The sequence below is a fragment of the Microbacterium ureisolvens genome (genome assembly GCF_015278315.1).
GTDB classification, from domain to species: domain Bacteria; phylum Actinomycetota; class Actinomycetes; order Actinomycetales; family Microbacteriaceae; genus Microbacterium; species Microbacterium ureisolvens.
The window spans coordinates 93,240-111,945 of the sequence record NZ_JADIJE010000014.1 but is presented as its reverse complement, the minus strand read 5'-3'; the positions used below and the strand labels follow the sequence as shown (position 1 = coordinate 111,945).

The following is an 18,706-nucleotide window of genomic DNA, read 5'->3' as shown; positions in this document are numbered from 1 at the left end:
AGCGGGTTCCGCGGAACGCGGGACCCGCTCCGGCTCGGATAGTCTGGCTGATGTAGCAGGCAGGGAGAGACCGTGACAGCTGAGCCGCGCGTGCTTTCGGGCCGCTATCGCATCGACGAGCCGATCGGCCGGGGCGGCATGGCCAGCGTCTATCGCGGGTACGACCTCACGCTCGGCCGCGAGGTCGCCATCAAGATCCTCGATCGCGAGCTGGCCGACGACAACGCGTTCCGCACCCGCTTCCGCCTCGAGGCCCAGGCCGCGTCGCGCATGGCGCACCCCACGATCGTGCGCGTATACGACGCCGGCGAGGACTCGCTGACCGCCCCCGACGGCACGACCCGCCCGGTGCCGTTCATCGTCATGGAACTGGTCAAGGGGAGGCTCCTCAAAGAGATCATCTCGGCCGGGCCGGTTCCGGTGAACGACGCCGTCCGGTATGTCGACGGCATCCTCGAGGCGCTCGAGTACTCGCACCGTGCCGGAGTGGTGCACCGCGACATCAAGCCGGGCAACGTCATGGTGACCGACGCCGGCCAGGTGAAGGTGATGGACTTCGGCATCGCCCGGGCGGTGTCCGACAGCTCGTCGACGGTCGCCGAGACGACGCAGATCCTCGGCACTGCGGCCTATTTCTCACCCGAGCAGGCCAAGGGCGAGCCCGTCGACGCACGCGCCGACGTGTACTCCACGGGAGTGGTGCTGTACGAGCTGCTCACCGGACGCCAGCCCTTCCGCGGCGAGTCGCCGGTGGCCGTCGCGTACCAGCACGTCAGCGAGGCCCCGATCCCGCCGTCGGAGGTGAACGACACCGTTCCGCGCGCGCTCGACACCGTCGCCCTGCGCGCCCTCGCGAAGGATCCTTTCCAGCGCTATCAGGACGCGGCCGGCTTCCGCGAGGCGCTCGATGCGACGGTCGACGGCCGGCAGCCGTCCAAGCGGCAGGTGGGTGCGCTCACCAGCGAGCTCTACGGCCCGAACCCGCGCCAGGCAGCCGAGACCGCACGATCGCTCCGGCAGCTGAGCACCGACACCACCATGAAGCGCACGCAGGCCGGTCCGCCGGTCGCGTGGATCTGGGCAGGTGTCGCGCTGCTGGCCGTCCTGCTCATCTCGCTGCTGTTCTGGGTGCTGTCGATCCAGCCGCGCGACGCCATCCCGTCGAGCGTGCGCGAGGTGCCGGAGGTGAGCGGCATGACCTACGAGCGCGCGAACGAGGCCTTGGCCGACGCCGACCTGCGGGCGATCCGCATCGACGAGGAGAACACCGAGGTCGCCGCCGGGAACGTCATCCGCACCGATCCGGCCGCGGGCACGTCGGTCGCCCCCGACGAGCAGGTGCGCGTCTACGTGTCGACAGGACAGCAGATGTCGACGGTTCCGACGCTCACCGGACTGGGGCAGGATGCCGCGACCGCCGCCATCACCGGCGCGGGCCTGCAGCTGGGCACCATCACGCCGCAGAACGACAAGGACCTCGCCGCCGGCACGGTGATCTCGAGCGATCCGGTGGAGGGATCCAGCGTCGCCACCGGCACGATGATCAACCTCGTGGTCGCCTCGGGGCGCGTGGCCATCGACGACGTGCGCGGCTACACCGTCGACGCCGCCACGCGCGAGCTCGAGGAGCTGGGGCTCACCGTCATCCCGCAGGAGGATCCGAACTGCGCGGGCGCGAATCCGCCCACCGTGCAGTCGCAGTCGCTGGCCCCGGGGGATGTCGCCGTCCACTCCGAGATCACGCTGACGTACTGCTCGGGCAGCTAGTCGCCGTCGCGCCGCGGGCTCATGGTCGCGCCTCGGGCCGCGGCATCCGTGTATCCGATCGACGTGAGCCAGTTGCCGAGCAGGCGATAGCCGCCCTGGGTGAGGACGCTCTCGGGATGGAACTGCACGCCGACGAGCGGCGCGGTGCGATGCGCCACGCCCATGATCACCCCGGTGGCGGTGCGACTGGTGACGACGAGATCGTCGGGCAGCGTCTCGGGGACGATCGCGAGCGAGTGGTAGCGCGTCGCGGTGAACGGATCGGGCAGCCCCTCGTAGAGCGGTGATCCGTCGTGGTGCACGAGCGAGGTCATGCCGTGCATGAGCTCGGGGGCGTGATCGACCCGACCGCCGAACGCCTCGCCGATCGCCTGATGGCCGAGGCACACTCCGAGGAGCGGGATGCCGGTGGCAGCGGCGGCGCGCACCACCTCGATCGACGCGCCGGCATCGGCAGGGGTGCCGGGTCCGGGGGAGACGAGCACGCCCGGCCGGCCGGCGATGTCGCGCGCGGGATCGCTGATCGCGTCGGCCTCGACGAGGTCGGTCCGCGCTCCGAGCTCGTGCAGATAGCCGATCAGCGTGTGGACGAAGCTGTCGTGGTTGTCGACGACGAGGATCGGCGCCGACGGATCGACGGGGGTCACGACGGCGCTGGTCCGGTCGGTTGGAGGGGGAGGGTCACTGTGACCTCCTGCGGATTGACGAACTGGCTCACCCACGGGAACGCGTAGAAGACGAGGCCGTAGAGCACCGCCGCCACGAGCACGAGCAGGATCAGCACGCGCACCCACCACGGGCCGGGGAGGACTCGCCACAGTGCCGCGTACATCAAGCCACCGCCTGGAGGGATGCCGGCTGCCCGGCCGATCGGGGGGTGAACGACTCGAACACGCCGTAGGCGACGATGCGCTCGGTCATCGCGTACATCGGGCTGCAGCTCGTAAGGGTGATGTAGGCCGTGCCCGCGGGCACGTCCATGGCCTGCGGCACCGGCAGCAGCACCTCGACCTCGTCCGGGCGCACGTACTCGAGCGTGCGGAACCGGTAGGTGTACCAGCCGGCCTCGGTCTCGACGACGATCGCGTCGCCGATGCGCAGGTCGGCGATGCGGTTGAAGGGCTTTCCCCACGTGGTGCGATGCGCCGCGAGGGCGAAGTTTCCCGGCTCGCCCGGCATCCGCGTGCCGGGGTAGTGGCCGATGCCGATCGGGTCGAGCGTGCGGGGGCGGCTCACCCCGCCGGCCATCGGCATCGCGTAGTCCGAGCCGAAGCGCGGGATGTGCATGACGCCGAACTTCTCGCCGTCCGCGGGCTCGGCGAGCACCGGCGGCGGGGCGGTGACGGGCTCGGCCGGCGCGGCGGCTTCGGTCGGACCGGGCTCGGGAGCGGCGACCGGATTCTCCTCGGCCCACTGGTCCTGCCACTCCTGCGAGAGCTCGGTGCCTTCCGCGTTTCGCTCGGCGCCGTAGATGAGGTCGCCGACCCACAGCTGCCACACGACGTAGAGCAGCACGATGACGCCGGCGGTGATGAGCAGCTCGCCGATGACGCCGACGACCGACGTTCGCCGACGCGGGGAACGTCCCCCGCGCGCGGCGCGCCCCAGACCGGACACCGCTTCATCCACAGGGGGATTCTCGCACAGCGTGGGTAAGGGTCCGCTGACAGTTAGACTCTTCTGCATGGCACGACCCGGCAAAGACGACGACTCGCTCGTCGAGCGCGCAGAAGGCGAAGCCGCACCCAACCCGGTGTGGTTCAAGCCGATCATGATCGGACTGATGCTCCTCGGGCTGGTCTGGATCCTCGTCTTCTATCTGAGCGGCATGGCGTTCCCGATCCCTGACATCGGTGCGTGGAACCTCGTCATCGGATTCGGGATCGCCTTCATCGGCTTCCTGATGACGACGCGCTGGCGGTAGCGACTCGCACGAATGCGAAAGCCCCGGTCCGTGACGACCGGGGCTTTTCCGTGCGCTGACGCGGCGGTCGCGGCATCCGTCAGTTGTTAACAAGTCTGTTAACAGGTGTGAATTACACACATGTCATTCTCCCCACCTGTGGAAGAACCTGTGGATAACTTCGACGCGACGGGGATCAGCCGACGACCACGGCGGGCACGAGCACCGGCACGAACAGCAGCGCGATGAGCCCGGCGCCGACGGCGACCAGCAGCCCGATCTGCAGGCCGCGCTGGCGCACCGCTCGCGTGCGCGTGAAGATGAATGCGACCAGCAGACCGGCGAGCAGGCCGCCGACGTGCGCCTGCCACGAGACGTTGAATCCGGGAATGAACCCGATCACGAGGTTGATTCCCAGCACGATCGCGATGCCGGCGATGTTCGCCCCGATGTGCCGGCCGATGACGAGCAGCGCGCCGAAGAGGCCGAAGATGGCGCCGGATGCCCCGACCACGGGAGTCGTGAACGACAGCAGTGTCACCGCCACTGAGCCGCCGAGCGCGCTCAGCAGGTAGAGGGTGAGGAAGCGCCAGCGCCCGAGCAGGGGCTCGAGGCTGCGGCCGATCATCCACAGCGCGAGCATGTTGAGGCCGACGTGCCAGATGCCCGAATGGACGAGCGACACGGTCAGCAGGCGCCACGGCTGGAACTGGCCGCTCAGCTGCGGGTACATCCAGGGCGCCCAATAGAGGAGTGCCTGCTGAATGGACTCGCCGATCCCCGGGATGAGGGTGAGGAGGTACACGAACGCGGTGATGCCGATGATCGTATACGTGACGATGGGCCGCCCGGAGGACGCCGACACCGCTCGCGGGCGTGACCACCGACGCTCGGCCTTCCGCTGCGCCGGCGACTGGGCCTTCTGCTGGTCGCGCAGGCACTCGGGGCAGACGACGCCCACCGCGGCGGGCGTCTGGCACTCCGGGCAGATCGTGCGCAGGCATCGCTGGCAAAGCACGAAGCTCTGCCGGTCAGGATGCCGGTAGCAGAAGTTCTCGCGGTTGCGCTGGAAGTCGTCGGTGGTCACGCGCGGCGGTCAGACCGTGGCGATGTCGATGGACTCGATGACGACGGGCTCGACCGGGCGGTCGCCGGCGGCAGTCGGCACCTCGCTGATGGTGTCGACGACGGCCTTCGAGGCGTCGTCGGCGACCTCGCCGAAGATCGTGTGCTTGCCCTGCAGCCACTCCGGACCGCGGCCGCCCTGACCGGGAACGGTGATGAAGAACTGCGAGCCGTTCGTGCCCTCGGGCTGGCCGGTGATCGCGTTGCGGCGCAGACCCGCGTTGGCCATCGCGAGCTTGTACGGCGCGGTGAAGGTGAGCTCGCCGTTGATCTCGTCGTTGAAGTTGTAGCCCGGGCCGCCGATACCCTGACCGAGCGGGTCGCCGCCCTGGATCATGAAGCCCGAGATGATGCGGTGGAAGATGACGTCCTTATAGAGGGGACCGTCGCCCGGCTTGCCGGTGGCGGGGTGAGTCCACGCCTGCGAGCCGTCGGAGAGGCCGATGAAGTTCTGCACGGTGCGGGGTGCGTGGTCGCCGAACAGGTTGACGACGATGTCGCCGTAGTTGGTGTGAATCGTTGCGACTGCGGTGTGAAGCGGCATTCCTACATTGTCTCAGAGTTCCCTGCAACCCCTCCCGTCTCAGCAGTGGTCTGGCAAGATGGGGAGACCGACATCCCCACGACAGGGAGGGCAACCGTGAGCCTCAGCCGCAAGCGCAAGAAGGAACTCCACAAGCTGCAGAAGCAGGCCGGAAACCTGTGGGAGGCCCAGCAGGTACTGGTCGGCGAGGCCGCTTCGGTCGCGCGCGAGGCCAGCCGCCAGCTCGGCAACTACGGCCGCGAGCAGGTCAAGCCGCAGGTGCAGGCCGGATACGAGCGGTACGCCGCACCGTATGTCGACAGGGGCAGGAAGGTCGTCAACGGGACGGTCATCCCCGCTGCCGGCGCCGTCGTCGGCTCCGCGCTCTCCGTGTGGGACGCCGCCAACGACACGCGCTCGCGCCTGGCCGACGGCCGTGGCATCGACCTCAAGGCATCGTTCAAAAAGGCGGCACCCGTGCCTGTCAAGAAGGGCATCGGCGCCGGCGGCTGGATCGCGATCATCCTCGGCGTCGCCGCGGCGGTGGGCGTGCTGTACGCCGCGTGGCAGACGCTGCGCGCCGACGACGAGCTCTGGGTCGCGGACGACCCGCTGCGCGCCCCGGATGCCTGAGCCCGCCGTCGGCGAGGCTCCGCAAGGCGTAGACCGCGTTCGTGCCGCTGCGGCCGAGCGCGGTCTCGCTGTCGAGATCCGGGAACGCCCGGCAGCGAACAGCCTCCCGGAGGCCGCGGCGATCCTCGGCATCCCGCCGTCGGGCATCGTGAAGACCCTCGTGGTCAAGCGCAGCGACGACACCTACCTGTTCGCGCTGATCCCCGGCGACCGCGCGATCTCGTGGCCGAAGCTGCGCGCCGTCGTCGGCGTCAACAAGCTTCAGCTGCCCGACCCTGCGCGCGCCCTCGCCGCCACCGGGTACGAGCGCGGCACGATCGTGCCGCTGGGGAGCACCCACGACTGGCCGATCTACGCCGACGGTGCGATCGTGGGTCGGCGCATCGCGATGGGCGCCGGTGCCCACGGTTACAGCATGTTCGTGGAGGCCGACGACCTCATCGCCGCCTACGGCGCGACGGTCGCCGACATCTCGCAGCCCGTCGAGTGACCCGCGAGACCTGCGCCAGGTCTCAGCGCTTCGCCGGCAGCACCACGCCCGCCATCTCGAGGGCGATGTCGACGAGCTTCACGCGCTGCAGTCCGCGCACCTCAGAGAGCGCGAACCACTCGGCGCGGTCGGTCGAGCCGTTCTTCTCATTGCGCAGGCGGCCGCCGGTGACGCGTGCCCGGTAGACGATGCGCAGCGTGTGCAGCGGCACCGCCGCCCCTTCCTTCAGGCGCCGCCCCGGCGGGATGACACGCGAATGGATGCCGAGCAGCCCGTCGATCGCGACACGGTAGCCCGTCTCCTCCCGCACCTCGCGGCGGGCGGCGCGCTCCGGGTCCTCACCGGGCTCGAGGCCTCCGCCGGGCATCGTCCATGCGGCGCGACGGCCTTCGTTCCAGTGCGCGAGCAGAATGCGGTCGTTCTCGTCGACGATCACCGCGTAGGCCGCGACGCGCAGGTCCATGCTTCACCCTATCCGCGCGGGCCGCGCCGGAGAATGCGGTCGTTCTCGTCGACGATCACCGCGTAGGCCGCGACGCGCAGGTCCATGCTTCACCCTATCCGCGCGGGCCGCGCCGGAGAACGAAGAAGCCGGTCCCTCTTGGGAACCGGCTTCGGAGTGTGGAGCCTAGGAGATTCGAACTCCTGACATCCTGCTTGCAAAGCAGGCGCTCTACCAACTGAGCTAAGGCCCCGGGGCTTACGGTGGGGCTACCAGGACTTGAACCTGGGACCTCTTCATTATCAGTGAAGCGCTCTAACCGCCTGAGCTATAGCCCCGTCTGCTGCTTCGCTTGCGCTCCGCAACCTCCAAGACTTTACCTGAGGAATCCCGATTTCACGAATCGGCTGGTTGACTGGGCAGGTGACCGCTGACCCTCATGCGAACGAGCCGCACGCCATCGGCCTCGGGCAGCGATTGAACTGGCTGCGCGCCGGCGTGCTCGGCGCGAACGACGGCATCGTCTCGGTGGCGGCCCTGGTCGTGGGCGTCGCCGGCGCGACGACCGACACCGCCGCGCTCTTCACCGCCGGCATCGCCGGTCTCGTCGGCGGCGCCATCTCGATGGCGCTCGGCGAGTACGTGTCGGTGAGCAGTCAGCGCGACAGCGAGCGCGCGCTCATCGCCAAGGAGCGCCGTGAGCTGCGGGACATGCCGGAGGAGGAGTTCGAGGAGCTGACCCAGCTCTACCGCGAACGAGGGCTCACCGAGGCCACCGCTCGCCAGGTCGCGGCCGAGCTCACCGCGCACGACGCGCTGTCCGCCCACCTCGAGGTCGAGCTCCACATCGATCAGGACGACCTGGTCAATCCGTGGCACGCTGCGATCTCGTCGGCGGTGGCGTTCACCCTGGGCGCGCTGCTGCCGTTCCTGGCGATCCTGCTGCCGCCGCCCGAGTGGCGCGTGCCCGTCACTTTCGTCGCGGTGCTCATCGCCCTCGCAGCGACCGGCACCGTCTCCGCCACCCTCGGCGGCGCTCCGCGCCTGCGGGCGGCGACTCGTCTCGTGCTGGGCGGCGCGCTCGCACTCGCGGCGACCTGGCTCATCGGCACCCTGCTCGGCACCACCGTGGTGTGATCTCGTGGCGTTGCGGAATGCACGAAGCGTCGAACCGTCAGTTCGAGGTGAAGCCGACCAGGAGGCCGCCGGTCACCTTGACGGCGAGGTTGTAGATGCCCGCGACGACGGCGCCGAGCACCGTCACGACGACGAGGTTCAGGATCGCGACGACGGCGGAGAACGCCAGCACCTGCGGGAAGCTCACGAAGTCCGACAGCAGGATGCTGCCGTCCGAGAAGCTGGCGAAGAACTCGTCCGCCTTCGCGATGAGGCCGGTGGTCGAGACGACCAGGTAGACCATCACGAACGCGACGACGGTCACCACCGCGATGGCGATCGCGGCGAGGAACGACAGCTTCACGGCGGACCAGAAGTCGATGTACACCAGACGCAGGCGCACCTGCTTGGCGCTGGTCTTGTGACTGGACTTCTTGGCGAGCTTGTCGGCTACTGTGCTCATGCGTCAGTGCTCTCTTCGGGGGTATCGGGCGAGGCGTCCGGCCCGGCAGCGTCGTTCTCTGCAGCGGTCTCGGGGGATGGAGCTTCTGCGGCGCCGTCGGGGGATGCGTCCTCGGTTTCTTCAGCCAGGCCGCGTTCGCCGTTGCGAGCGATAGCGAGGATGCGATCGTCGTCGCCGGAGCGGGCGAACACGACACCCATCGTGTCTCGACCCTTGGCGGGGACCTCGGCCACGGCAGAGCGTACCACCTTGCCGCTGGCAAGAACCACCAAGACCTCGTCGTCCTCCGAGACGATCAGACCGCCCGCGAGATCGCCCCGATCCTCGCTCAGCTTGGCCACCTTGATGCCCAGTCCGCCACGGTTCTGCACGCGGTACTGGTCCACCGCGGTGCGCTTCGCGTAGCCGCCCTCGGTGACGACGAACACGTAGCCGGAGTCGGTGGCGACCGACGCCGACAGCAGGCTGTCGCCGGCGCGGAAGTCCATACCCTTCACGCCCGAGGTCGAGCGGCCCATCGGGCGAAGCGCGGAATCGGTCGCCGAGAAGCGCAGTGACATGCCGTGGCGGCTGATGAGGAGGATGTCGTCGCCCTCGTCGACCAGCAGCGCGCTGACGACCTCGTCCTCGGGGCCGGCCTCGACCTCGTCGCCCTCGTCTGGCACCTGGCCGCGGATCTTGATGGCGATGATGCCGCCCTGGCGGTTGGTGTCGTACTCGGTGAGGCGCGTCTTCTTCACCAGGCCGCTGCGCGTGGCGAGCACCAGGTACGTCGCGACCGAGTAGTCGCGGATGTCGAGGATCTGCGCGATCTCCTCGTCGGGCTGGAGGGCGAGCAGGTTCGCGACGTGCTGGCCCTTCGCGTCGCGACCGGCCTCGGGCACCTCGTACGCCTTGGCGCGGTACACACGGCCCTTGTTGGTGAAGAACAGCAGCCAGTGGTGCGTCGTCGTGACGAAGAAGTGCTCGACGACGTCGTCGGCGCGCAGCTGCGCGCCCTTGACGCCCTTGCCGCCGCGGTGCTGCTGGCGGTAGTTGTCGCTGCGGGTGCGCTTGATGTACCCGTCGCGGGTGACGGAGATGACCATCTCCTCTTCGGGGATCAGGTCTTCCATCGACATGTCGCCGTCGAAGCCGTGCAGGATGTGCGTGCGGCGCTCGTCGCCGAACTTCTCGACGATGGCCGTCAGCTCGTCGCGCACGATGTCGCGCTGACGCTGCGGCGTGGCGAGGATCTCCTGGAAGTCGGCGATCTGGAGCTCCAGCTCGGCGGCCTCGTCGATGATCTTCTGGCGCTCGAGGGCGGCCAGGCGACGCAGCTGCAGCTGCAGGATCGCGTCGGCCTGAACCTCGTCGACGTCGAGGAGCTGCTGCAGACCCTCGTTGGCCTCCTGCGCGGAGGGCGATCGGCGGATGAGCGCGATGACCTCGTCGAGCGCATCGAGCGCCTTGAGGTAGCCGCGCAGGATGTGCATCCGCTCCTCGGCCTTGCGCAGGCGGTAGGCGGTGCGGCGCACGATGACGTCGATCTGGTGGTCGAGCCACAGCGAGATGAAGCCGTCGAGCGACAGCGTGCGCGGCACGCTGTCGACGATCGCGAGCATGTTCGCGCCGAAGTTCTCCTGCAGCTGGGTGTGCTTGTACAGGTTGTTCAGGACGACCTTGGCGACGGCATCCCGCTTCAGCACCACGACGAGGCGCTGGCCGGTGCGGTCGGACGTCTCGTCGCGGATGTCGGCGATGCCGGTGATCTTGCCGTCGCGGGCGAGGTCGCCGATCTTGACGGCGAGGTTGTCGGGGTTGACCTGGTACGGCAGCTCGGTGATCACCAGGCACGTGCGGCCCTGGATCTCTTCGATCGAGACGACCGCGCGCATCGTGATGGAGCCGCGCCCGGTGCGGTACGCCTCGCGGATGCCCTTGGTGCCGAGGATCTGCGCGCCGGTCGGGAAGTCGGGGCCCGGGATGCGCTCCATGAGCGCCTCGAGCAGCTCCTCGCGCGAGGCCTCGGGGTGCTCGAGCGCCCACAGCGCGCCGTCGGCCACCTCGCGGAGGTTGTGCGGCGGGATGTTCGTGGCCATGCCGACCGCGATGCCGACCGAACCGTTGACCAGCAGGTTCGGGAACCGCGACGGCAGCACCGACGGCTCCTGGGTCTGGCCGTCGTAGTTCGGCTGGAAGTCGACGGTCTCCTCTTCGATGTCGCGCACCATCTCGAGCGCGAGCTGAGCCATCTTGGTCTCGGTGTACCGCGGCGCGGCGGCGCCCATGTTGCCGGGCGAGCCGAAGTTGCCCTGGCCCTGGGCGAGCGGGTATCGCAGCGACCACGGCTGCACGAGGCGGACGAGGGCGTCGTAGATCGCCGAGTCGCCGTGCGGGTGGTACTGGCCCATGACCTCGCCGACCACGCGCGCGCACTTGGAGAACGACTTGTCGGGGCGGAAGCCGCCGTCGTACATGCCGTAGATCACACGGCGGTGGACGGGCTTCAGTCCGTCGCGCACATCGGGCAGCGCGCGGCCGATGATGACGGCCATCGCGTAGTCCAGGTAGCTGCGCTGCATCTCCAGCTGCAGGTCGACCTGGTCGATGCGGCCGTGATCGTGGTCGGCGTTGGGGTCGGGACGCTCGTCGTCTGCCATCGTGGCTCTTTCTTCGTTTCGTTTCGTCTCGCTGGCGCTCGCTCAACGACCGGGGAGAGGCATCCCGGTCAGATGTCGAGGAAGCGGACGTCCTTGGCGTTGCGCTGGATGAACGTGCGGCGGGACTCGACGTCCTCGCCCATGAGAACCGAGAAGATCTCGTCGGCGGCGGCCGCGTCGTCGATGGTGACCTGGCGGAGCGTGCGCGTGGTGTGGTCCATCGTGGTCTCCCACAGCTCCTTGGCGTTCATCTCACCGAGACCCTTGTAGCGCTGGATGCCCTCCTTGGGGATCCGCTTGCCGTTCGCGAGGCCGTCCGCCAGCAGCGCATCGCGCTCCTTGTCGGAGTACACGTACTCGTGCGCCGCATTCGTCCACTTGAGGCGATACAGCGGCGGCATCGCGAGGTAGACGAACCCGGCCTCGATGAGCCCGCGCATGTAGCGGAACAGCATGGTGAGCAGCAGCGTGGTGATGTGCTGGCCGTCGACGTCGGCATCCGCCATCAGCACGATCTTGTGATAGCGCGCCTTGTCGATGTCGAAGTCCTCGCCGATGCCCGTGCCGAAGGCCTGGATCATCGCCTGCACCTCGCGGTTGCCCAGCGCCTTGTCGAGCCGGGCGCGTTCGACGTTGAGGATCTTGCCGCGCAGCGCCAGGATCGCCTGGGTGTGCGGGTCGCGGCCCTGCACCGCCGAACCGCCGGCCGAGTCGCCCTCGACGAGGAAGATCTCGCTGATCGACGGGTCCTTGCTGGTGCAGTCCTTGAGCTTGTCGGGCATCGCGGCCGACTCGAAGACGCTCTTCCGGCGCGCGGTCTCACGCGCCTTGCGGGCGGCCATGCGCGCCGTCGCCGCGTCGATCGCCTTCGTGATGACGCGCTTGGCCTGCACCGGGTTGCGGTCGAGCCAGTCGGCCAACTGGTCGCCCACCACCTTCTGCACGAACGCCTTCGCCTCGGTGTTGCCGAGCTTCGTCTTCGTCTGGCCCTCGAACTGCGGCTCGGACAGCTTCACCGAGATGACGGCGGTCAGGCCCTCGCGGATGTCGTCGCCGGTGAGGTTGTCGTCCTTCTCCTTGAGGAGGTTCTTGTCGCGCGCGTAGGCGTTGATGCGGGTGGTGAGCGCCGCCCGGAACCCCTCCTCGTGCGTGCCGCCCTCGTGGGTGTTGATCGTGTTGGCGAAGGTGAACACGTTCTCGGTGTAGCTCGTGGTCCACTGCATCGCGAGCTCGAGCGAGATGTGGCGGACGGTGTCCTCCGACTCGATCTCGATGATCTCGTCGTTGACGACATCGGCGTGACGCACCTTGTTGAGGTACTCGACGTAGTCGACGAGACCGCGCTCGTAGTAGAAGTCGTCGAACGGCTGGCGCTCCTCGGAGCCGCCGCCCTCGGCATCCGTGACGTACGTCGACTCGGGCCGCTCGTCGGCCAGCGTGATGCGCAGGCCCTTGTTGAGGAACGCGGTCTGCTGGAAGCGTGTCCGCAGCGTGTCGTAGTCGAAGTTCACCGACTCGAAGATCGTGTCGTCGGGCCAGAACTCGATCGTGGTGCCGGTCTCTTCGGTCGGCTCGCCCTTGGCAAGGGGCGCCTGCGGCTGGCCGCCGTCGCGATACGACTGGCGCCACACGTTGCCCTGGCGCTTCACCTCGACATCGAGGCGGGTCGACAGTGCGTTCACGACCGACGAGCCGACGCCGTGCAGACCACCCGAGACGGCGTACCCGCCGCCGCCGAACTTGCCGCCGGCGTGCAGAACGGTCAGCACGACCTCGACGGTCGACCGACCCTCGGTGCGATGGATGTCGACGGGGATGCCGCGACCGTTGTCGACGCAGCGGATGCCGCCGTCGGGCAGGATCGTGACGTTGATGGTGTCGCAGAAGCCGGCGAGGGCCTCGTCGACGGAGTTGTCGACGATCTCGTACACGAGGTGGTGGAGACCGCGCTCACCGGTCGAGCCGATGTACATGCCGGGGCGCTTGCGGACGGCTTCGAGCCCCTCCAGCACCTGGATGGCGTCTGCCCCGTAGTCGCTGGGAGCCCGATCGGGCGTTTCGGGTTCCTCGGAAACGTTCTCGGGGTTGTCAGACGTCATCTTCGCGATGGCTCCAAATCCTTCGGCGGGACCCCGACAGTCTATCGGGTAACGGCCCGATCACGCGGCTTCTACGGCCCTGTGCGGCCCGGAAATCGATCCGGACGGCTCCTGACGTGACTTATCCGTAGGTATCGCGCGGGCCCCGCCCTGGAATCGTTCTGGGACCCCATTTCCAGGAGGGGACGTCAGGCCCGATGAAGCGGACCGCGTCGACCCCCGCCTCGGGGAAGCGCCGGACGATCTCCGAGAGGATCTGAGCACGCATGAGCTGAAGCTGCTTCGCCCACGCGGTGGAGTCGGCCTGAACGGTCAGCGTGCCTTCCGAGAAGGCGACCGGGCGGGTGTGGCGCGCGGTGTCTTCTCCGGCGACCTCGGCCCACGCACGCACCACGTCCTCACGGGCCAGCTGCGCGTCCCAGCCCGATTCCCGGGTCAGGTCGGCCAGCACATCCCCGACGCCTCGCGGGTCGCGTCCGGGGGCGAACGGGATGTTCTCGTCGTCCTCGGTGCGCCGGCGGCGCTTGCGATACGACCGCGCCGAGGGCTCGAGCCCGCGCAGGCGCAGGTAGGTCGCGATGGTCTCCGGCACCGCCGTGCGGTCGGCGGGCGGCTCGGCGCGGGAGACGGATGCCGCATCCTGTTGCTGATCGGACGACTCAGGCATCGTTCGCCCCGGTCCCCGAGCTGGTCGAAGGGTCGGCCGGCTCTGCGGTCCCTGAGCCTGTCGCAGGGTCGGCCGGCTCGACGATGGTGCCGGCCTCGACGCGCACCATGCGGGCGCGCAGCGCCTCGGGCACGTCACCCTCGACCGCGGCCGTCACCACCACCTGCTCGTACCCGCCGGCGAGACCGGCCAGGCGCGCGCGGCGGTCGGCGTCGAGCTCGGCGAACACGTCGTCGAGGATCAGCACCGGGTCGCCCAGGCGCGAATCGGCGCGGAGCAGCTCGGCCGAGGCGAGCCGCAGCGACAGCGCGACCGACCAGGACTCGCCGTGCGACGCATAGCCCTTGACCGGAAGACCGCGGATCCGCAGCAGCAGGTCGTCGCGATGCGGACCGACGAGCGTCAGCCCGCGCTCGAGTTCGGAAGTCCGCTTGGCGGCGAGGGCCTGACGGAAGAGGTCGGCGATCCGTTCGGTCGACGTCTGGTGCGGGGCGGTGTCGGCCCCCGCGGCGGGAGGTGCCGCAGCCGACGCCGGATCGCCGTCCTCGCCGGTGTCGGCGCCCGCCACCGACAGCGCCCACTCGATCTCGGGACGGTGATCGGCCCCCGCGATCGCGGTGTACGCGGCGGCGAGCGGCGTCGCGAGGTCCGCGGCGAGGGCGAGCCGCGCCGCGATGAGCTGCGTGCCGAGCGTGACGAGCTTGTCGTCCCACACGTCGAGGGTCGAGAGGGCGTCGCCGCGGACCCCGCGGGCCTTCGCAGACTTCAGCAGGGCCGTGCGCTGCTTGAGCACACGGTCGTAGTCGGCGATGACGCCGGCCATGCGCGGTGCGCGCTGCACCAGCAGCTGATCGGCGAACCGCCGGCGCGCAGACGGGTCGCCGCGCACGATCTGCAGATCCTCGGGGGCGAACAGCACGACCTGGGCGTAGCGCGGGAGTTCGGCCGTCTTCACAGGGGAGCCGTTGACGCGCGCCTTGTTCGAACCCTGGCGGTTGACCTGGGCTTCGAGCTGCACACGACGCTCGCCGTGGGCGAGGCGAGCCCGGATGATCGCGGCATCCGCGCCATCGCGCACCATCGGCGCATCGTTCGACACCCGATGAGAGCCGAGGGTCGCGAAGAAGCCGATGGCCTCGGCCAGGTTCGTCTTTCCCTGACCGTTGCGGCCGACGAACACGTTCGGACCGGGGCGGAGGTCGACGTCGGCGGCCGCATAGTTGCGGAAGTCGACCAGACTCAGATGCTCCACGATCACCGGACAAGCCTAATGATCGGGGCCGACGCTACGACCCCGCTGCGCGGATCATCCTCCGGCGCGCGTACCCGCGGCATCGGCGTCGCCGGTGGCGCCCGCCAGTCCCGAGCCCGCGCGCTCTCCGGATGATCCGCTCGCCGGCATCTGCCCGACCTCGGGTTCGACCACCGCGAGGCTGAGTCGGTCGAGAGGCGGGGTGAAGAGAACGGTCAGCGCAGGAGGAGGTTCGGCTGCAGCAGGTAGCGGAAGGAGTCCGAACCGGCGCGGTCGACCGAGGTCTGCGGCGTGATGAGCACGGGGCTCAGCTTGTTCGCGTTCTCGCTCGAGGTGAACGTGATCCGCACGAACTCGCTCTTCACCGCGCCGAGCGACTCCAGCAGGTACTGCGGGTTCAGGCCGAGCGTCACTTCGTCGCCGCCGAGCAGCGTCGCGTCGACGGACTCGGTGGCGCGCGCCTGCTCGGTGCCCGAGGCATCCATCGACACGCTGTCGGTCGTGAAGGTGAACCGCAGCGGCGCCGAACGGTCGAGCACGAGGGACACCCGGCGCACGGCCTCGGCGAGCTCGGCGGTGTTGACGACCGCGTGGTGCTCGGTCTGCTCGGGGAACAGGCGACGCACCGGCGGGAAGTTGCCCTTGATGAGCAGCGACGTCACGGTCTTGTTGCCGGCGGTGAAGGCGATGATCTCGCGGTCGCCAGATCCCGAGAAGGCGATCGAGATGTCGCCGCCGTGTGCAAAGGTCTTGCCGACCTCGGTGAGGGTGCGGGCGGGGACGAGCGCGGTCGTCGACTCGTCGGACGCGGCACCGCCGCCGTCCCACGGGATGTCGCGGAGTGCGACGCGGTAGCGGTCGGTGGCGACGAGGCTGAGGGTCGTGCCCGACACCTCGAGCTGCACGCCGGTGAGCACGGGGGTGACGTCGTCGCGCGAGGCGGCGAAGGCTACCTGCGCGATGGCGGTCGCGAAGTCTTCGGCCGGCACGAGGCCGGAGTCACCCGTGACCTCGGGGATCGCCGGGTACTCCTGCACCGGCATCGAGGCGAGCGTGAACCGGGCGGAGCCGCAGGTCAGCAGGATGCCGCCGTCCTCATCGACTTCGATCTGGATCGGGGCGTTCGGCAGGCGGCTGGCGATGTCGGAGAGCAGGCGGCCGTGGACCAGGATCGTGCCCGGCTCATCGACCGTGGCCTCGATCGTCGTACGCGCCGACGCCTCGTAGTCGAAGGCGGCGAGCGACAGGCCTTCTTCGGTGGCCTCGATCAGCACGCCGGCGAGGATCGGCTGGGGGTTGCGCTGCGGGAGGAGCTTGACGACGAACGACACGGCTTCGCTGAACACATCGCGGTTGACGTGGAACTTCACGAACGCTCCCTCTGCAGCAGTCCCGCAGTCTGCGGGCTCGGGGTTCTCATGCTAGTGCCAGCCCCGAAGATTGCCAGTCCGAGATGAGCCCGATCCGCTGTCCACCGCAAAGGTGATCGGACGGGTTTCATCAAAGAGATTTCTTGTCATGGTGTTAACGGCTGTGGAAACTGTGGACAACCGTCGCGTTGCCAGTCGGCACATGGAAACCACAAGAGTGTGAGTTGTGGACCGGCTGCGGATGGACTCCGGAGAGACGGATGCCGGTGCCTCCGGCATCCGTCATTCATCCACAGGCGTTCGACCGCCGTTCACAGCCGTTTCCGCAGCTTGTGAGAGTTATCCACAGGTTTTCCACACTGTGAAGAACCGAAATGATGGCCCTGCCTGCGGCGGGTGTCAAGAACTTCTTCGGGCATATGCGCCGATGGGTCCGCGCGTCGTAACGCGAGGACCCATCTGGTGCGGTAGGGGAACGTCAGCGACCGTTGCGGCCGAGCTGCGCGGTGATCTCCGTGACCTGGTTGTAGATCGAGCGGCGCTCCTTCATGAGCTCGCTGATCTTCTTGTACGCGTACATGACCGTGGTGTGGTCGCGGTTGCCGAAGAGCTGCCCGATCTTGGGCAGCGAGAGGCTCGTGCGCTCACGGCACAGATACATGGCGATCTGGCGGGCCTGCGCGACCTGCTGGGACCGGCTCGAGCCGTACAGATCGTCGACGGTGAGCTTGAAGTAGGCCGCCGTGGCCGTGATGATGTCGGTCGGCGAGATGACGTTGGCGTCGTCCTGATCGACGATGTCGCGCAGCACCGTCTGCGCGAGCGACATGTCGAGCGTCGAGCGATTGAGGCTCGCGAACGCCGAGACGCGGATGAGGGCGCCCTCGAGCTCGCGGATGTTGCTGGAGACGACGGTGGCGATGTACTCGAGCACCTCGTCGGGGATGTGCAGCCTCTCGGACTGCGCCTTCTTGCGGAGGATCGCGATGCGCGTCTCGAGGTCGGGCGCCTGCACGTCGGTGATGAGGCCCCACTCGAAGCGGCTGCGCATGCGGTCCTCGAAGCCGGTGAGGTGCTTCGGCGGCACGTCGCTGGTGATCACGACCTGCTTGTCGTGGTCGTGCAGCTGGTTGAAGGTGTGGAAGAACGCCTCCTGCGTCTCGGCGCGCCCCTGCAGGAACTGGATGTCGTCGATGAGGAGGATGTCGACATCCCGATACCGTGCCTGGAATGCCGAGCCGCGGTTGTTGGCGATCGAGTTGATGAAGTCGTTCGTGAACTCCTCGCTCGAGACGTACCTGACGCGGATGCCGGCGTAGAGGCTCAGCGCGTAGTCGCCGATCGCGTGGAGGAGGTGGGTCTTGCCCAGGCCCGAGTCGCCGTAGATGAACAGCGGGTTGTACGCCTTGGCCGGCGCCTCGGCGACGGCGACCGCGGCGGCATGGGCGAAGCGGTTGGACTGACCGATGACGAAGTTGTCGAACGTGTACTTCGGGTTGAGCCGGGTGTCGCTGCGCGAGACGGATGCCGTGTCCACCGGTTCTTCCAGCGGCGCGCGCCCGACGGGGGCCGGGCTCTGCATGACGGGTGCAGCGGTCGCCGTCGACGCGATCGGGATGGGTGCGGTCAGGTGCGCGTCCGCGAGCTCGGGGTTCACGACGACGCGGAAGTTCGACGCGGGATCCTGGACGTCCTCGGCGACGCGGGTGAGCGCTTCGAGGATCGGAGCCCGCATGCGCTTGGTGAACTGCGCGGCGGTGAGGTCGTTCGGGACGTCGAGATACAGCGTCCCGCCCATCACGCCCTGCGGCACCGCCAGGTTGATGAAGCCATGCAGCTGCGGGGTGATGCGATCGTCTCGCACGAGTTCGTCCAGGACGGCCGTCCAGACCGGTACATCTGGAACATCGTGCGGTGTCATGGCCCCCCCGGGTTGTCGAATGATTCCACCGGAGGCCGCGGAAACAACGGTCCAGGCCTGTGGATAACTGCCGGAGCCACGCTAAGTCAGGAGGCATCGCGTGAGCAAACTCCACTGTAGAACCGCCCTGCGTGTCGGTGCCAGGGTGGAATGCCGGGGCGGTGCATAATTACACGTTCTCCCCCGGTTTGAGTTCTCGGGCGTCTCGACGTAGCCTTAATCGGTTGACTTATGCCCTCGTGGCAGTCGCCCCTGTACACACGTCCCCGGTCGAGCGTCCCGGTGACACCTGA

At 68.5% G+C, this 18,706-nt stretch carries 18 protein-coding genes and 2 tRNA genes; 5 read left to right on the top strand and 15 right to left on the bottom strand.

Features of this window, described 5'->3' with window-relative positions; all coding sequences use genetic code 11:
* Nucleotides 1-72: 72 nt before the first annotated feature.
* Nucleotides 73-1,767, top strand: coding sequence for a Stk1 family PASTA domain-containing Ser/Thr kinase (pknB, locus tag IM767_RS18155; protein ID WP_109208740.1), 1,695 nt, complete (start codon nt 73-75; stop codon nt 1,765-1,767).
* On the opposite strand, the gene IM767_RS18150 is transcribed toward pknB, so the two are convergent.
* From IM767_RS18150 to IM767_RS18140, 3 genes are read right to left on the bottom strand one after another with little or no spacing between them, the layout of a single operon-like run.
* On the bottom strand, nt 1,764-2,414 hold the full coding sequence (locus tag IM767_RS18150) for an anthranilate synthase component II (RefSeq protein ID WP_194398927.1): 651 nt from the start codon (nt 2,412-2,414) through the stop codon (nt 1,764-1,766). The two genes, pknB and IM767_RS18150, sit on opposite strands and share 4 nt — an antisense overlap.
* Entirely contained in the window at nt 2,411-2,599 is a 189-nt protein-coding gene (locus IM767_RS18145) for a hypothetical protein (RefSeq protein ID WP_109208739.1), read from the bottom strand. The genes IM767_RS18150 and IM767_RS18145 overlap by 4 nt, the downstream gene beginning before the upstream one ends.
* Complete coding sequence (locus IM767_RS18140) at nt 2,599-3,396, bottom strand: class E sortase (RefSeq protein ID WP_239453098.1); 798 nt, start codon at nt 3,394-3,396, stop codon at nt 2,599-2,601. Before IM767_RS18140 ends, IM767_RS18145 begins: the two co-directional genes overlap by 1 nt.
* A gap of 55 nt (nt 3,397-3,451) precedes the next feature.
* Between IM767_RS18140 and IM767_RS18135 the strand changes: the two genes are divergently transcribed.
* The gene (locus IM767_RS18135; RefSeq protein WP_109208737.1) at nt 3,452-3,691 is read left to right on the top strand and encodes a cell division protein CrgA; all 240 of its coding nucleotides are present in this window, start codon (nt 3,452-3,454) and stop codon (nt 3,689-3,691) included.
* Nucleotides 3,692-3,866: 175 nt separating this feature from the next.
* Here the strand turns inward: IM767_RS18135 and IM767_RS18130 are convergent, their stop codons facing one another.
* Together IM767_RS18130 and IM767_RS18125 are read right to left on the bottom strand one after the other, a co-directional pair.
* Nucleotides 3,867-4,757: a rhomboid family intramembrane serine protease gene (locus IM767_RS18130; RefSeq protein ID WP_109208736.1), complete on the bottom strand. Its 891-nt coding sequence runs from the start codon at nt 4,755-4,757 to the stop codon at nt 3,867-3,869.
* A 9-nt stretch (nt 4,758-4,766) separates the two neighbouring features.
* On the bottom strand, nt 4,767-5,339 hold the full coding sequence (locus tag IM767_RS18125; protein WP_109208735.1) for a peptidylprolyl isomerase: 573 nt from the start codon (nt 5,337-5,339) through the stop codon (nt 4,767-4,769).
* A 96-nt stretch (nt 5,340-5,435) separates the two neighbouring features.
* Here IM767_RS18125 and IM767_RS18120 point away from each other — a divergent pair, with 96 nt between their 5' ends.
* Both IM767_RS18120 and IM767_RS18115 read left to right on the top strand, forming a co-directional pair.
* Entirely contained in the window at nt 5,436-5,951 is a 516-nt protein-coding gene (locus IM767_RS18120; RefSeq protein WP_109208734.1) for a DNA helicase, read from the top strand.
* Nucleotides 5,944-6,441 (top strand): aminoacyl-tRNA deacylase, encoded by a 498-nt coding sequence (locus IM767_RS18115; RefSeq protein WP_109208733.1) that lies wholly within the window; start codon nt 5,944-5,946, stop codon nt 6,439-6,441. The genes IM767_RS18120 and IM767_RS18115 overlap by 8 nt, the downstream gene beginning before the upstream one ends.
* 22 nt (nt 6,442-6,463) lie before the next feature.
* Here IM767_RS18115 and IM767_RS18110 read toward each other — a convergent pair whose 3' ends face one another.
* The 3 genes from IM767_RS18110 to IM767_RS18100 form a co-directional block, all read right to left on the bottom strand.
* Nucleotides 6,464-6,904, bottom strand: coding sequence for an NUDIX hydrolase (locus IM767_RS18110; protein WP_109208732.1), 441 nt, complete (start codon nt 6,902-6,904; stop codon nt 6,464-6,466).
* Nucleotides 6,905-7,063: 159 nt separating this feature from the next.
* Nucleotides 7,064-7,136, bottom strand: a tRNA-Ala gene (locus tag IM767_RS18105).
* Nucleotides 7,137-7,147: 11 nt separating this feature from the next.
* Nucleotides 7,148-7,221, bottom strand: a tRNA-Ile gene (locus IM767_RS18100).
* 73 nt (nt 7,222-7,294) lie between these two features.
* On the opposite strand from IM767_RS18100, the gene IM767_RS18095 reads away from it, so the two are divergent.
* Entirely contained in the window at nt 7,295-8,020 is a 726-nt protein-coding gene (locus IM767_RS18095) for a VIT1/CCC1 transporter family protein (RefSeq protein WP_198426110.1), read from the top strand.
* Between the two features lie 37 nt (nt 8,021-8,057).
* Here the strand turns inward: IM767_RS18095 and IM767_RS18090 are convergent, their stop codons facing one another.
* The 7 genes from IM767_RS18090 to dnaA form a co-directional block, all read right to left on the bottom strand.
* Entirely contained in the window at nt 8,058-8,462 is a 405-nt protein-coding gene (locus tag IM767_RS18090; RefSeq protein ID WP_109208730.1) for a DUF3566 domain-containing protein, read from the bottom strand.
* The gene (gene gyrA / locus IM767_RS18085) at nt 8,459-11,104 is read right to left on the bottom strand and encodes a DNA gyrase subunit A (RefSeq protein ID WP_109208729.1); all 2,646 of its coding nucleotides are present in this window, start codon (nt 11,102-11,104) and stop codon (nt 8,459-8,461) included. The genes IM767_RS18090 and gyrA overlap by 4 nt, the downstream gene beginning before the upstream one ends.
* Nucleotides 11,105-11,172: 68 nt before the next feature.
* Nucleotides 11,173-13,203 (bottom strand): DNA topoisomerase (ATP-hydrolyzing) subunit B, encoded by a 2,031-nt coding sequence (gyrB, locus tag IM767_RS18080; protein WP_109208728.1) that lies wholly within the window; start codon nt 13,201-13,203, stop codon nt 11,173-11,175.
* A 121-nt stretch (nt 13,204-13,324) separates the two neighbouring features.
* Nucleotides 13,325-13,870 (bottom strand): DciA family protein, encoded by a 546-nt coding sequence (locus IM767_RS18075; protein ID WP_239453096.1) that lies wholly within the window; start codon nt 13,868-13,870, stop codon nt 13,325-13,327.
* A complete protein-coding gene (recF, locus tag IM767_RS18070; protein WP_109208727.1) occupies nt 13,863-15,128 on the bottom strand; it encodes a DNA replication/repair protein RecF in 1,266 nt (421 codons plus the stop codon). Before recF ends, IM767_RS18075 begins: the two co-directional genes overlap by 8 nt.
* Before the next feature lie 209 nt (nt 15,129-15,337).
* Nucleotides 15,338-16,492, bottom strand: a complete 1,155-nt coding sequence (gene dnaN / locus IM767_RS18065; protein WP_109208726.1) for a DNA polymerase III subunit beta — start codon at nt 16,490-16,492, stop codon at nt 15,338-15,340.
* A gap of 478 nt (nt 16,493-16,970) precedes the next feature.
* A complete protein-coding gene (dnaA, locus tag IM767_RS18060; protein WP_109208725.1) occupies nt 16,971-18,413 on the bottom strand; it encodes a chromosomal replication initiator protein DnaA in 1,443 nt (480 codons plus the stop codon).
* Nucleotides 18,414-18,706 lie beyond the last annotated feature (293 nt).